Origin of the sequence: Streptomyces sp. NBC_00536, assembly GCF_036346295.1 — a bacterium.
Taxonomy (GTDB): domain Bacteria; phylum Actinomycetota; class Actinomycetes; order Streptomycetales; family Streptomycetaceae; genus Streptomyces.
Genome location: NZ_CP107819.1, coordinates 7,369,527 through 7,381,483, shown reverse-complemented (window position 1 = coordinate 7,381,483; position 11,957 = coordinate 7,369,527). Strand labels below are relative to the sequence as shown.

The 11,957-nt window shown below is 70.1% G+C and carries 12 protein-coding genes; 4 read left to right on the top strand and 8 right to left on the bottom strand.

What is annotated here, in order from left to right:
• Position 1 precedes the first annotated feature (1 nt).
• The 7 genes from OHS33_RS31455 to OHS33_RS31425 all read right to left on the bottom strand — a co-directional run bounded on the left by OHS33_RS31455 (position 2) and on the right by OHS33_RS31425 (position 6,217).
• A complete protein-coding gene (locus OHS33_RS31455; protein WP_443065481.1) occupies positions 2–982 on the bottom strand; it encodes a zinc-binding dehydrogenase in 981 nt (326 codons plus the stop codon).
• 192 nt (positions 983–1,174) lie between these two features.
• On the bottom strand, positions 1,175–1,597 hold the full coding sequence (locus OHS33_RS31450; RefSeq protein ID WP_330333799.1) for a nuclear transport factor 2 family protein: 423 nt from the start codon (positions 1,595–1,597) through the stop codon (positions 1,175–1,177).
• A gap of 305 nt (positions 1,598–1,902) precedes the next feature.
• Complete coding sequence (locus OHS33_RS31445) at positions 1,903–2,709, bottom strand: MBL fold metallo-hydrolase (protein WP_330333798.1); 807 nt, start codon at positions 2,707–2,709, stop codon at positions 1,903–1,905.
• Between the two features lie 127 nt (positions 2,710–2,836).
• Positions 2,837–3,481 carry a DsbA family protein gene (locus tag OHS33_RS31440; protein WP_330333797.1) on the bottom strand — a complete coding sequence of 215 codons (645 nt, stop codon included), beginning with the start codon at positions 3,479–3,481 and terminating at the stop codon, positions 2,837–2,839.
• Positions 3,482–3,599: 118 nt separating this feature from the next.
• Entirely contained in the window at positions 3,600–4,094 is a 495-nt protein-coding gene (locus OHS33_RS31435; protein WP_330335280.1) for a MarR family winged helix-turn-helix transcriptional regulator, read from the bottom strand.
• Between the two features lie 319 nt (positions 4,095–4,413).
• Positions 4,414–5,754 (bottom strand): MFS transporter, encoded by a 1,341-nt coding sequence (locus OHS33_RS31430; RefSeq protein WP_330333796.1) that lies wholly within the window; start codon positions 5,752–5,754, stop codon positions 4,414–4,416.
• A gap of 70 nt (positions 5,755–5,824) precedes the next feature.
• Positions 5,825–6,217 carry an ester cyclase gene (locus OHS33_RS31425; protein ID WP_330333795.1) on the bottom strand — a complete coding sequence of 131 codons (393 nt, stop codon included), beginning with the start codon at positions 6,215–6,217 and terminating at the stop codon, positions 5,825–5,827.
• 127 nt (positions 6,218–6,344) lie between these two features.
• Here OHS33_RS31425 and OHS33_RS31420 point away from each other — a divergent pair, with 127 nt between their 5' ends.
• The 4 genes from OHS33_RS31420 (at position 6,345) to OHS33_RS31405 (ending at position 9,884) form a co-directional block, all read left to right on the top strand.
• Entirely contained in the window at positions 6,345–6,923 is a 579-nt protein-coding gene (locus OHS33_RS31420) for a PadR family transcriptional regulator (RefSeq protein WP_330333794.1), read from the top strand.
• Positions 6,924–6,943: 20 nt separating this feature from the next.
• Positions 6,944–7,927: an NADPH:quinone reductase gene (locus OHS33_RS31415; RefSeq protein ID WP_330333793.1), complete on the top strand. Its 984-nt coding sequence runs from the start codon at positions 6,944–6,946 to the stop codon at positions 7,925–7,927.
• A gap of 48 nt (positions 7,928–7,975) precedes the next feature.
• Positions 7,976–8,170: a hypothetical protein gene (locus OHS33_RS31410; protein WP_330333792.1), complete on the top strand. Its 195-nt coding sequence runs from the start codon at positions 7,976–7,978 to the stop codon at positions 8,168–8,170.
• A 298-nt stretch (positions 8,171–8,468) separates the two neighbouring features.
• Positions 8,469–9,884: a glycoside hydrolase family 43 protein gene (locus OHS33_RS31405; RefSeq protein ID WP_330333791.1), complete on the top strand. Its 1,416-nt coding sequence runs from the start codon at positions 8,469–8,471 to the stop codon at positions 9,882–9,884.
• A 386-nt stretch (positions 9,885–10,270) separates the two neighbouring features.
• Here the strand turns inward: OHS33_RS31405 and OHS33_RS31400 are convergent, their stop codons facing one another.
• A complete protein-coding gene (locus tag OHS33_RS31400; protein WP_443065480.1) occupies positions 10,271–11,818 on the bottom strand; it encodes an alpha-L-arabinofuranosidase B in 1,548 nt (515 codons plus the stop codon).
• Between the last annotated feature and the right edge of the window lie 139 nt (positions 11,819–11,957).

The window sequence follows — 11,957 nt, the reverse complement described above, 5'->3', positions numbered from 1 at the left end:
TTCAGTCGAGTACGACGACGTGCTTGCCCGGGAACGCGCCGGACTCCAAGTCGGCCTGCGCCTCGCGGACGGATTCCAGGCCGTGATGGACCTTCGCGACGCGAACGTTCAGGCGTCCGTCGGCGACGGCGCGCAGCTGGTGGTCGAGGACGTCGGCCGGCAGGTCAGTGGCCGCGCCGCCGTACGCGGTCAGCCGTACCCCGTTCGGGATGAAGCCGAAGGGGCTGAAGTCCGGGATGGTCCACTCGTCCGCCGACGCGCCGGTGAAGCAGACCGTGCCGTGGAGGCGGACCGCGCGCAGGGTGTCGTGCAGACGCCCGCAGCCGACCAGTTCCAAGGCCGCGTCAACCCCGCCCGGGCAGATCTCCCGTACGGCATCGGCGATCTCGCCGTCGTCGAAGACGGGGTGATCGACGCCGAGGTCGCGCAGCATGTCCGCGCGGTCGGGGCGGCGGGTGGTGGCCAGTACGGTGGCGCCCAGGTCCTTGGCCATGGCGGCGGCGGTCAGACCGACCGTGGACGTGCCGCCGCGGATCAGCAGAGTCTGTCCGGCACTCAGGTCCAGGCCGGCGGCCAGGGAGCCGTAGGCGGTCTGGACCATCTCCGGGAGCGCGCCGAGCGTGGCCCACGGCAGGTCCGAGGTGAAGGGGATGACCTGTCCGGCTGGGACCAGCACGTACCGGGCGTACGCCCCGTCGTAGGAGCGCCCCATCCCGCCCATCATGGTGGCCACCTGCTGGCCGGGGGTGAGGCCGCTGCCGGCGGGGGCCTCGTCGACCACCCCGGCGCACTCGATGCCGGGCACCCGCGGCAGCGTCACGTCGCGGCTGGACAGGCCCCGGCGGGTGGTCACCTCGGACTCGTTGACCCCGAACGCCTTGACCTTGATGCGGACCCGTCCGGGGCGTACCGGGGGCACGGGCAGGTCCGTGGCGACGAGTTTGTCAATGCCACCCGGTTCAAAGACGACGATGGCGCGCATCGTGCGGGGCTCGGTCTCCTCGACACGGTTGGCCGGTTCGTTCATGGTGATTCCCCGGTTCGGCAATGCGGCGGTCGTTGGTCGACCGGTGGCGCCGCCGTACGCGTGGACCTTGGTCGGGCGGAGCCCGACGATCTCGACGGGCTCAAGACCCCGGTCGAGGACGTCCGGCGGGGAACTGGGCGGGTGCGGTCATGCGCCTGGGTGCATGGCGTCGCGGACCAGGGCGGTGTCGACGAACTGCTCGAAGCGGACGATCTTTCCGCCGCGTACGACGAAGTGGTGGGCGACGCGCGCGTTGAGCGGTTTGTTGGTGGCCTTGTTGGTGGCGGTGTAGCGGGCGAGGACGACGACGTTCTCGCCGTCGACGACGTAGGTGTCGTCGTGGGCGGCCCAGCCGTCCCAGGACTCGCCGAGCGGTTCCATGACGGCGGAGGTGACGCCGGTGGGGGTGCGGTAGGTGCCGGCCAGGGGGAAGCCGGCCATCTCGGTCCACTCCACGTCGTCGGCCAGGGTGGCCCGCAGGGCTTCGAGGTCGCCGTTGGCGGAGGCGACGTACTGGCGGCGCACCACGACGGCAGGGGCGGCGGAGTCGTGGAAGTCGGTGGTCTCCATGGGGTACGGCCTTTCTCAGATGGGGTCGGGGGTGCTGGTGGGGCACAGGCGGTGGGTGGGTACGCGCCTGGGTCCTGCGTAGCGTTGAAGCAACTGGTGGATGCCCGCGCCGAGGGCGCTCCGAGGACCGGCGCGATCAGGTACGCGGCGAGGTGGCCGTAGGTCCCCAGGAGCGCGGGGCCGAACTGGCGGGCGCGGGGCCGGCGGCCTGGGTGTCGCGGGCGGTGGTGCTCAGGGGTTCTCGCCGGGCTCGGCGGGCACGGTCCGGCCCGCGTCCCCGGCCGGACCCGTGGTCGGGCGCTGGGTCAGCCCCAGGTCATTTCGCCCTTGGCGACCTTCGCGCCGAGCTGGGCCGCGATGAGCATGCCGGAGTCGGGGTAGCGGGCGACCAGCGCGTTCGTCAGGGCCTCACCGTTGTCGGCCTTGTCCAGCTCGTCCTCGAAGGCGGTGAGGTAGTCCCGGGTGTAGGCGATCGGGCTCGCGTCGAGGGTGGTGGTGGGCAGGCGGTGGCCGGGGACGGCGAAGGCGGGGTCCAGGGCCGCCATCTCATCCAGCAGCTCGATCCACACGGCGCGGTCCTGGGGCTTGCCGGTGTCGGCGACCCAGACGTGCTCGTTCTGGAAGAGCAGGACGCCGGCGACGATCGCCCGGTGTTCGGCCTGCCACAGGTAGTGGCGGTCGGGCAGCCCCGGGTGGCCGCCCTTGAGCTGGAAGACGTGCCCTTCGAAGGTGAGGTCACCGGTCAGCTCGGCCATCTCGACCAGGCGGGTGGGGCGGTTGGCGCCCACCGGCTCCCAGGCCTTGAGCTTGCCCTCGTACGCGGCCTTGATGTGCTCGATCACCAGCGGTGTCGCCAGGATCTCGGCATCCGGGAAGGCGTCGGCGATGACTTCGGCGCCCCAGTAGTAGTCGGGGTCTGCATGGCTGATGAAGACCTTGGTGAGGTTCTTGCCGGAGTCGAGGATCTCGGCGGCCAGCCGGTGGCCGTCGGCGCGGGTGAATCCGGTGTCGATGAGGAACGCGTCGTGCTCACCGGTGATGAGGGTGGCGGTCTTGTTCCTCGAGCCGACGGGGAAGTCCAGGTCGATGACCTTGAAGTCGAGAGTGCTCATCATCATGTCCTTTGCCGGGATCAGAGTGGGGGGTGCTGAGGGGTGAGGCTGGTTGCCCGCCGTGTGGGTTCAGGTTCGCGCCGCCGGGTGCGGGCGGCACCGACCGTGCCGGTGTGTCGGCCGGGATTCAGCGGCCGGACGCGGCCGACCGGGTGCGGGCGGAGCCGAACTGCTCCAGGAGGGTGTCGATCGTGTCGGGATGGGCGTGGCCGACGGCGAGCACCGCGGTGCGGTCGCCGTCCTGGACCAGGAGGGTCGGGTAGGCGTTCGCGCCCAGGGTTGCCGCCCGCCGGAAGTCGGCCTCGGCCGCCAGGGAGGCAGCCGGTGCGGCGAGCGCGGAGCCGACCTCCAGCGCATCAAGGCCGACTGCCGCGGCGATCCGGGCGAAGGTCTCTGGGTCGGACAGGCTCAGGCCGTCCTGGTAGAACGCGGCCTGCACGGCCGTGGCCAGCTCCGCCGCCCGTTCCGGGGCCGCCTGCCGCAGCGCCGCCATGCCCCGGGCGGCGTCCAGGGAGTCCATGACGAACGAGCCGTCGGCGATCAGCCGCTCGTACCCGGCCCCGAACCCGGCACCGGTCAGCTCGCTGATCTTGGCATTCGCGCCCTGGACGTAGCCGAACTCGCGGATCGGGACGGCCCGCGGCCCGGTGAACAAGCCGCCCGACACGACCTCGACGGGCAGTTCGGGGTGACGCCGGGTGACCTCGGCCAGGGTGGGGGCAAAACCGTAGGACCAGCCGCAGTAGGCGTCGAAGACGTAGACGAGTTTCATGGGGAGGCCTTCGCAGAGGGAGTCGCTCCGCACCGAAGCGATATACCTGCTTGAACAGTATCTGTCGCGTCAGGTATTCCTGCACCGTGAAGGCCCCCTCCCCTCGGGGCTTCCGCCCCTACCGCAGGCGGGGCAGGGCGTCCCGCGCCGAGTGGGACAGGATCCGCAGGCACTCCATGAACTGCTCCCGCGCCTCCTCGGGCAGCGGTGCCAGGAAGTGGCGGCGGATGTTCTCCACGTGCAGCCGGCTGGCCCGCACCACGATGTCCTCGCCCCGCGCGGTGAGCCGTACCAGCTTGCCCCTGCGGTCCGCGGGGTCGTCGGCGCGCACCACCAGGCCGGCCACCTCCATCCGGTCCACCAGGCGGGTCATCCCGCCCGTGGTCAGGACCCGCTCCTGCGCGATGGCCCGCATGGACATGCCCGCGCCGCCCGCCCGGCCCACGATCAGCAGCACCTCGTACATCAGGTGACTGATCCCGAACTCCTCCTCGATCGCACCGCCGAGCAGGTACTCCAGCCGCCCCGCGGCCCCCTGCAGCCGTCCGAACGCGAGCACCAGCTCGTCGTTCGCCGCCTCCTGCGCCGAACCGATCCCCGCACCTTCGCCCACCCGCCACACCCTTCGCTCGCCAGCTCCGCTCTCGGTACGATCATCACCCTTCCCGGCCACCCCGCACGCGGCCATGCCCTCCCTGGTGGCGGCGAGGCGGCTGGTTGGCATCGGGCAATGCGTCATTTATGAGAGCGGCACCCTGGAAGGCTTGGAGCCGTCCGGGACCCGGCTGACGATCGGCTTCGCGTGGACCTCGTGGAAGGTGATGCCGAGGGACTCCGGGGTGTCGAAGGTCCGGGTACGGACTGTGGCGGGGGGCGAAGAGTGCGGCGGGCCGGGCGACGTCGGTGAGGTTGTTGCAGCGCACGAAGTCAGCTCAGCGGGCTTGGGGTTCGGGTGCCGGGGCGAGATGGCCGGGCTGGGGTGCACGGATGGCTGGTGCGGTTTCCGGGAGGCGGCGCAGGACGGGCAGGACGGCCAGGGCAGTGGCGGCGACCAGGGCACCGGGGATCAGGGCCCAGCCGGTGGAGTCGACCAGGGCCTGGGAGGCGTAAGGGGTGAGTCCGCCGAAGAGGGCGGTAGCAGCGGTGGCGCCGAGCGCGAGGCCGCTGAGGCGCTGGGCGACGGGGAACTGTTCGGCGATCGCGGAGGCCGCGACCGCACTGATGCCGCCTGCCACGCAGGCCAGGACGACCGCGCCGGTCAGTGCGGCGGCGAAGCTGCCCTGGGTCATCAGGCCGAACATGGCCGGCGGCAGGATCACCGCCAGGGCACCGAAGAGCGTGAGTGCGGGGCGGCGGCCGACCCGGTCGGACAGGGCACCCGCGAACGGCGTGACGACGATGACGACGAGGGCCGCGATGGTCGACAGCCACAGGGCGTCGGACTCCCTGAAGCCGCTGACCGCGCCGAGGTAGGTGGGGACGTAGCTGATGCCGACGTAGTACGTCACCGAGCCGAGCGCCGAGATCGCGAACGTCCGGTAGAGCGCGGGGCGCTGGGTGCGCAGAGTGGTCATCAGCGGGCCCGCGCCCTTGGTGTCGGGCGGGGGCTGCTGCTCGAAGGCGGGGGATTCGCGCATGGTGGAGCGGGCGATCAGCACCGTGGTGGCGAGCAGCGCGCCGAACAGGAAGGGGATGCGCCACCCCCACGCGTCCAGGGCGGGACCGGGGACGAGGGTGACGGTGAGGGCAGTGACCCCGGCGGCGAGCAGCGCACCGACCTCACTGGCGGCGGAGGCCAGCGAGGCGACCAGGCCGCGCCGGTGGGGTGCGGTGCCTTCGACCAGGTAGGCGGTGACGCCGGTGTACTCGCCGCCGACGGCGAAGCCCATGACGCAGCGCAGCAGCAACAGCAGAACCCCGGCGGCGGAGCCGATCTGGTCGCGGGTCGGGAGCAGGGCGGTGGCCAGCATCGCGGAGGTCATCACCGCCATCGAGCCGAGCAGCACCTTGCGGCGCCCGAGCCGGTCCCCGATGTGGCCGAAGGCCATCGCGCCGAGCGGGCGCATCAGGTAGGCGACGGCGAAGACCGCCAGGGTGATCAGGAGCGAGGTGGAGCCGGTGCCGAAGAACACCCGGGACAGCACGGTGGTCATGTACAGGTACAGCGTGAAGTCGTACCACTCCACGACGGTGGACAGGGCCGCCACCAGAAGGGAGGACCGGGGCAGGACGGCTATCGCCTGAGCGGGCGGTGCGGGTGCGAGGGATTCCATGATGTGCCTTGCGGGAGGGCGGCAGCGCGGACCTGGACGGTTGCGCGGGAGGAGGAGGCGACTGTCTGCCTCACGGCGCCGGTAGGGCACCGATCTGCTGCATCACCCCGAGGAGGTCGGGCTGCCCCCGTTCGCCGACGATCCGGCCCTCGGCCAGGTAGTAGAAGTTCATGGCCTGCACCGAGATCTTGTTGCCGCTCGCCGGGATCCCGAAGAATTCACCGTCGTGGGTTCCCCGCATGGTGAACCGCGCGGCCACGGTGTCGCCTTCGGTGACCGTCTCCTCCAGCGTCCACTGAACGTCGGGGAAGGCGCTGCGCATCATCCCGAGGACTTCCATGTACCCATCGGGCCCCCGCAGTGGTTCCGGGTGGCTTGGCGCGTGGAACACCGCGCCCGGAGAAATGACCTCGCGGGCGAGGTCCTCGTTGCCCGTGTTGATGAACTCGACGAAGCGGTTCATCACTGACTCGGTGGACTGCGACGGCATCTTGCTGGGCCTCTCCAAGAAACGTTTGGGCGGGTGCCTACGAGCGTAACATCGAATCGATGTGCACATCGATTCGATGTGCCTGTGCGAAGATGGACTCATGCTGGAACTAGCGATACTCGGCTTCCTCGCCGAGGGACCCCTGCCTGGACACGAGCTGCGCCACCGCGTCTCACAGCTGACCGGCTATACGCGGCCGGTCAGCGACGGCAGCCTGTATCCGGCGATCAATCGCCTGACCAAGGCGGGCTTGATCGAGCGGCGCGCCGACCCGGCCGCGGGGGCGGCCCGGTACGTGCTCAGCCTGACCGCGGCCGGGCGGGCCGACATGCTTCAGCGCCTGCGCAAGCCCGCCGACCACGAGATCACCGACTTCACCCGGTTCTACATCGTTCTGGCCTTCCTCTCCCACCTGCCCGACGTGACCGAACAGCACGCGGTGCTGCGCAGACGGCTGGAGTTCCTGGAAGAACCGGCGAGCTTCTTCTACGACAACGAGCGGCCCCTGCGTGCCGAGGAGATCGCCGACCCCTACCGTCGCGGCATGCTGCTCACCGCCCGAGCCACCAGCGGCGCGGAGCGGACCTGGCTGTGCGAGGCCCTCGGGGACGAAGCCCCCGCATTCGACACCGGACGCGCCGACAGCGATCCGCACGCACCCGCCGCTCCCGCGAGCTGACTGTCCACGGAGGTACCCCCATGCTTGCTTCCTGGTACGACGACCAGGGGCCCGCCGCCGACGTCCTGCACGTCGGTGAACTCCCTGATCCTGTCCCCGGCCCCGGCGAGGTCCGCGTCCGTGTCACCGTCTCGGGCGTCAACCCCGGCGACACCAAGAAGCGGCGTGGCTGGCTCGGCTCGTCCATGCCCTATCCACGGGTGATCCCGCACAGCGACGCCGCCGGGGTCATCGACGCCGTGGGCGCCCACGGCGACGCCCGTCGCGTCGGACAGCGGGTCTGGGTGTACGGCGCCCAGTCCTACCGCCCCTTCGGTACAGCTGCTCAGTACACCGTCGTACCTGACCACCAAGCCGTACTTCTGCCAGACCATCTGACCGATGAGCTGGGGGCGAGCCTCGGCATCCCCGGCATCACCGCCCACCGCACCGTCTTCGCCGACGGCCCGGTCGACGGCCGGCTGGCCCTGGTCCACGGAGTCCTCGGCGGCGTCGGCTCCCTGGCCGCCCAGCTCGCCCACTGGGCCGGCGCGACTGTGATCGCCACCGTCCGCCGCACCGCGGACCTCGACCGCGTCGACCCGGCCGTCGTCTCCCACGCCGTCGCTCTGGATGCCGGCGCCCCCGCCGCGGCCATCCGCTCGTACGCGCCGCGGGGCGTCGACCGGATCATCGAGGTCGCGCTGTCCGACAACGCCGATCTCGACAACGCCGTCGCCGCCAACAACGCCGTCATCGCCGCCTACGCCACCCGCACGGACCGCACCGAGATCCCCTTCTGGCCGCTGCTGTTCAACAACGTCACCCTGCGACTGCTCGGCAGCGACGACTTCCCCGCCGAGGCCAAGGGCCAGGCCGCCCGCGACCTCACCTCCGCAGCCGCCGTCGGCGCCCTCACCGTCGCCGTCGGCGACCGTCACCCGCTGGACGACATCGCCAAGGCCCACGACCACGTCGACGCCGGCGGTGGCCACGGCCGCATCCTGCTCACCATCCCCCAATAGCGCAGACGGAGTGCTGGCCGGCCACCGGGGCAGGGCGTCGCGCTGGCGATGAAGCTTCTGGCGATCAGCTTCCCGCGTTCGCACGGCGTGCACTGGATGCGGGCCTTCCACCACCCGGGCAACGCTGCGGCCATCGGCATGAACCGGCGGCTGGACTTCGTCGAGGCCGACGTGCCCGTCCGGGACGACGGATCGGGTCGGGCCGCCATTCCCGGCCCGGCAGCGGGACGACCTTGCGCGTGACCTTGACGCGTTACTCGGGCTGACCCATAGTGATGGCCACCGAGCCGCTCTCATCTACCGCGCAACCTGGCTGAATTGATTGTTAGCGCTAACAATCGGTCCGGCTTCCACCGTCCCCGCACTCCCGACGGGCTGGGCTCCCCGGAACGGGCAGCAACCTCCCGCCCCGAGACGCAACATCCGCGACCACCCGCTGACCCGTTGCATCCGTGGTCCGGGCGCCCCCGCCCAGCACTGCGACGGTGCATGCCGTGACCGCCGAGAACGGCCGCCCGCCCCCACGCACCCTGGAGCGCACATGACCGCAACAACCGGCCCCGGCCCCCACCCGTCGCGACGCCTGTTCCTCGGTATGGCCGCCACCGTCCCGCTGGCCCTGTCCGGAACGCTGGCCCTGGGCGCGCGGCCCGCCTACGCTGCCGACGCGGCCTACGTCATGGGCTACTTCACCGAGTCCGCGACCATGCTGGACGCCAACTACGGCCTGCACCTGGCCGTCAGCACCGACGGCCTGCGCTGGATGCCGCTCAACCAGAACAACCCCGTGGTGACCCCGACCGCGGGTGCGGGCGGCCTGCGTGATCCGTTCATCATGCGCAGGCAGGACGGCACCTTCGTCGTACTCGCCACCGACCTCAAGGGCACCGACTGGGGCTACAACAGTCAGTACATCCACGTCTGGGACTCTGCGGACCTGCGCAGCTTCACGGGCTACCGACGCCTGAAGCTGCACGACATGGTCACCCACAGCTGGGCGCCCGAGTCGTTCTGGGATGCAGGCCGGGGCGCGTACGGGATCATCTACTCGTCCGTCAATGCCAGCGGCCACGGCGTGATCATGGTGAACTACACCACCGATTTCCAGACGGTGTCGTCCCCGCAGGTTTTCTTCGATCCCGGCTACGACATCATTGACGGCACTCTGGCCGTGGGCGTCAACGGCGTCAACGGCGTCAACGGCGTCAACTACCTCTACCACAAGAGGGACCAGACCCTGGTCGGCGCGCGGTCGACCACCCTCAATCCGGGCAGCTTCACGCCCTTCAGCACGGCGGTCGCCCACGGCGGCACCGAGGCGCCGACCCTGGTGAAGTCCCTGACCTCGGGATCCTGGTACCTGTGGGGCGACACCTACACGCCCAACGGTGTCTTCTACGCCTGGCAGAGCAACGACCTCGCCGCCGGCACCTGGACCCCGCTCGACCAGCGCCTCTACACCCAGCCGCTCAACTCCAAGCACTGCACCATCGCGACGATCACCACGAGTGAGTACGACAACCTCGTGGCGAAGTGGGGCAGTCCCGCCTGGAACCGGCTGAAGTCCTACAACTACCCCGACCGTTACGTCCGTCATGCCAACTCGGTCGGCCGGATCGATGTCTACCCGTTCGACCCGTACACCGAGTCGCAGTGGAAGCTCGTGCCCGGCCTGGCCGACAGCGCGGGTGTCTCCTTCCAGTCGGTGGACCTCCCGACCCGCTATCTGCGGCACTTCAACTACGACCTGCGGCTGGAAGAGAACGACGGCACCGCGACCTTCGCCGCGGACGCCACGTTCCACAAGACCGCCGGGCTGGCCGACTCCGCCTGGTCGTCGTTCCGATCGCACAACTTCCCGACGCGCTACATCCGGCACACCGGCTACGTCCTGCGCATCGACCCGATCTCCACCACCACGGACAAGGCCGACGCCACCTTCCACGTCGGCTACTGACGGGGGTCGGCTCGGGCCGTTGGCTTCACGGCCGTTGGGAAACGCCGGCCTGGTCCCTTCGGGGTGAACCCGAAGGGACCAGGCGGTGTCCGTGGGGAGATCGACACGGACGGGCCCGTCGACCGTACGCGGTGGGGCAGGGGGAAGTCCGTCGACAACGTGCTGCGGCGCTTCCGCGATGACAAGCCGCTGGAGTAGGCCACCCCTGCTGCCACCCCTGCTGTCGCGACCAGCCCGAACGGTTCGACCCGTGGAAAACCGACTATGAACGCCACCGGCTGTGGGCTGTCCGGGTTGTTCGTGGATGCCCGGGTGACCACGCCCCGGCAGGCTGCGCCGGGCCGCACGGAGGGTTTCTCCGTGCGGCCCGGCGGTGGGGTGGGGGGTCAGCCCCAGGGCTGGGCGACGAGCCAGCTGGTGTCGTCGGTCCAGAAGGTGGTGCTGTCCCAGGTGTTGGAGCCGCCGTTGGAGGCGGCGTCGAGAGTGTAGTTGTAATGGCGCAGGTACTTGTCGGGGTAGTTGACCGACCGGAAGGAGTAGCCCTGGCCGTTTTGCCCGGTCTGTGGGCAGAACGTGGCGTCCTGGGCGAACTGGGAGCTGTTGTCGTTGGCGTTCAGGTAGATCTGGAAGCCCGAGTGCCGCAGGTACTGTCCCGAGTTGTTGGCGGACTCGAAGGAGACGCAGGCACTGTTGGCCAGGCCGGCCCGGACGATCCAGGTGGAGTCGGCCTTGACGGTGGCGCTGCTGGAGGCGTCGACGGGGGAGATGACGACCTTGGTGTCGGCGTCGTCGTGGCGGATGTAGTCACTGTTGCAGCAGGAGGTGGTGGCCTGCAGGGAGATCCGCGAGCCGGGGGCGATGGGGCCGGTGCCCGAGGAGGAGTCGGCGTAGCCGGCGGCGGTGATGTTGGCCTGGACCGCGTTCTCGGTGGCGTCGCTGGGGTAGCCGGAGGTCATCACGCCTTCGTAGAAGGTGCCGGCGGAGCTGTTGCTGTTGTCACCGCCGATGCCGAGGATGATCGCGCCCTGCTTCTTCATCGGGTTGTAGCCCGAGACGTTGGGGCGCACACCACTGTAGGAGGTGGACAGCGCGCCGGACTGGGCGTTGCCGGAGCGGATCGCCCACTGGTTCGCGCCGCCCTTGACGATGGCGGTCAGGAAGCGGTTGTTCACGGTCGGGTCGTTGGCGTTGTAGCCGGCATTGACGCCGGAGAACAGGCCGTTCTCCAGGTCGGCCATGACCCACGGGCCGTTGCCGCTGCCCCAGCCCCAGCCCTTGCTGTTGCCGAAGTAGATGGCCTCCATGGTCCCGTTGCCGTCGTCGTTGCCGGTCGTCTCGGCGTTGCCGTAGTCGAAGCAGCAACCACCGTTGTAGTGCGTGCCGTCCAGGACCGCGTACATGCCCTCGGCCGCGTCGCCGGTGGCGATGCCGGAGGTGTTGTTGTTCCGGTAGCCGGTGCCGGGGGCCACGTAGACGCCGTAGGCCTTGTGGCCGCCGACGGTGACCGGGGCGGCGGTGGCGTTGGCCAGGTTGTCGTTGCCTCCGGCCGCCGGGCCGGGCCATTGGCCCTTGAGCGCCTGGGTGAGGTTGTTGCCCTTGCCTGACTGGTCGTAGATCACCGTGATCACGCAGCTGGTGCCGGAGCAGAAGGAGTCCTGGGCGGCGGCGTTGGCGTAGCCGCCGACGGCGAGCAGGCCGATGTTCGCGGTGGCATTGTCCGAGGCGCGTCGTACCTGGTACAGAGGGCCGTTGTACGCGGCGTACAGCGCCCGGGTGGTGGAGTGCGCGGCCACGCACGGGGCGCCGCCCGCGGCGTAGATGTCACACGCCTGCTGGGTGGCCGCCTGCGAGGTGGTGGCGGTGCCGACCAGTACGCCGGCGGCAAGGGCGAGAGTCGCCCCCGTCGCCAGCAGGGTGCGCCGAGCGTGGCGCATCCATCCTGAAATGATCACGTGCGAACTCCTTCGTCCGTCTGTGAGCGGAACCGGTGCGCCGATTGTTAGCGCTAACAATTCATTCTATGGAATTGCGCATGGAACGCCCAGGGTTGTGACTGTTTGAGCAGCGCGATTG

Excerpts from the sequence above, each read along its gene's own strand:
- OHS33_RS31455 (WP_443065481.1), bottom strand. The coding sequence starts at position 982 with ATGCGCGCCATCGTCGTCTTTGAACCGGGTGGCATTGACAAACTCGTC.
- OHS33_RS31450 (WP_330333799.1), bottom strand. The coding sequence starts at position 1,597 with ATGGAGACCACCGACTTCCACGACTCCGCCGCCCCTGCCGTCGTGGTG.
- OHS33_RS31445 (WP_330333798.1), bottom strand. The coding sequence starts at position 2,709 with ATGAGCACTCTCGACTTCAAGGTCATCGACCTGGACTTCCCCGTCGGC.
- OHS33_RS31440 (WP_330333797.1), bottom strand. The coding sequence starts at position 3,481 with ATGAAACTCGTCTACGTCTTCGACGCCTACTGCGGCTGGTCCTACGGT.
- OHS33_RS31430 (WP_330333796.1), bottom strand. The coding sequence starts at position 5,754 with ATGGAATCCCTCGCACCCGCACCGCCCGCTCAGGCGATAGCCGTCCTG.
- OHS33_RS31425 (WP_330333795.1), bottom strand. The coding sequence starts at position 6,217 with ATGAACCGCTTCGTCGAGTTCATCAACACGGGCAACGAGGACCTCGCC.
- OHS33_RS31420 (WP_330333794.1), top strand. The coding sequence starts at position 6,345 with ATGCTGGAACTAGCGATACTCGGCTTCCTCGCCGAGGGACCCCTGCCT.
- OHS33_RS31415 (WP_330333793.1), top strand. The coding sequence starts at position 6,944 with ATGCTTGCTTCCTGGTACGACGACCAGGGGCCCGCCGCCGACGTCCTG.
- OHS33_RS31410 (WP_330333792.1), top strand. The coding sequence starts at position 7,976 with ATGAAGCTTCTGGCGATCAGCTTCCCGCGTTCGCACGGCGTGCACTGG.
- OHS33_RS31405 (WP_330333791.1), top strand. The coding sequence starts at position 8,469 with ATGACCGCAACAACCGGCCCCGGCCCCCACCCGTCGCGACGCCTGTTC.
- OHS33_RS31400 (WP_443065480.1), bottom strand. The coding sequence starts at position 11,818 with ATGCGCCACGCTCGGCGCACCCTGCTGGCGACGGGGGCGACTCTCGCC.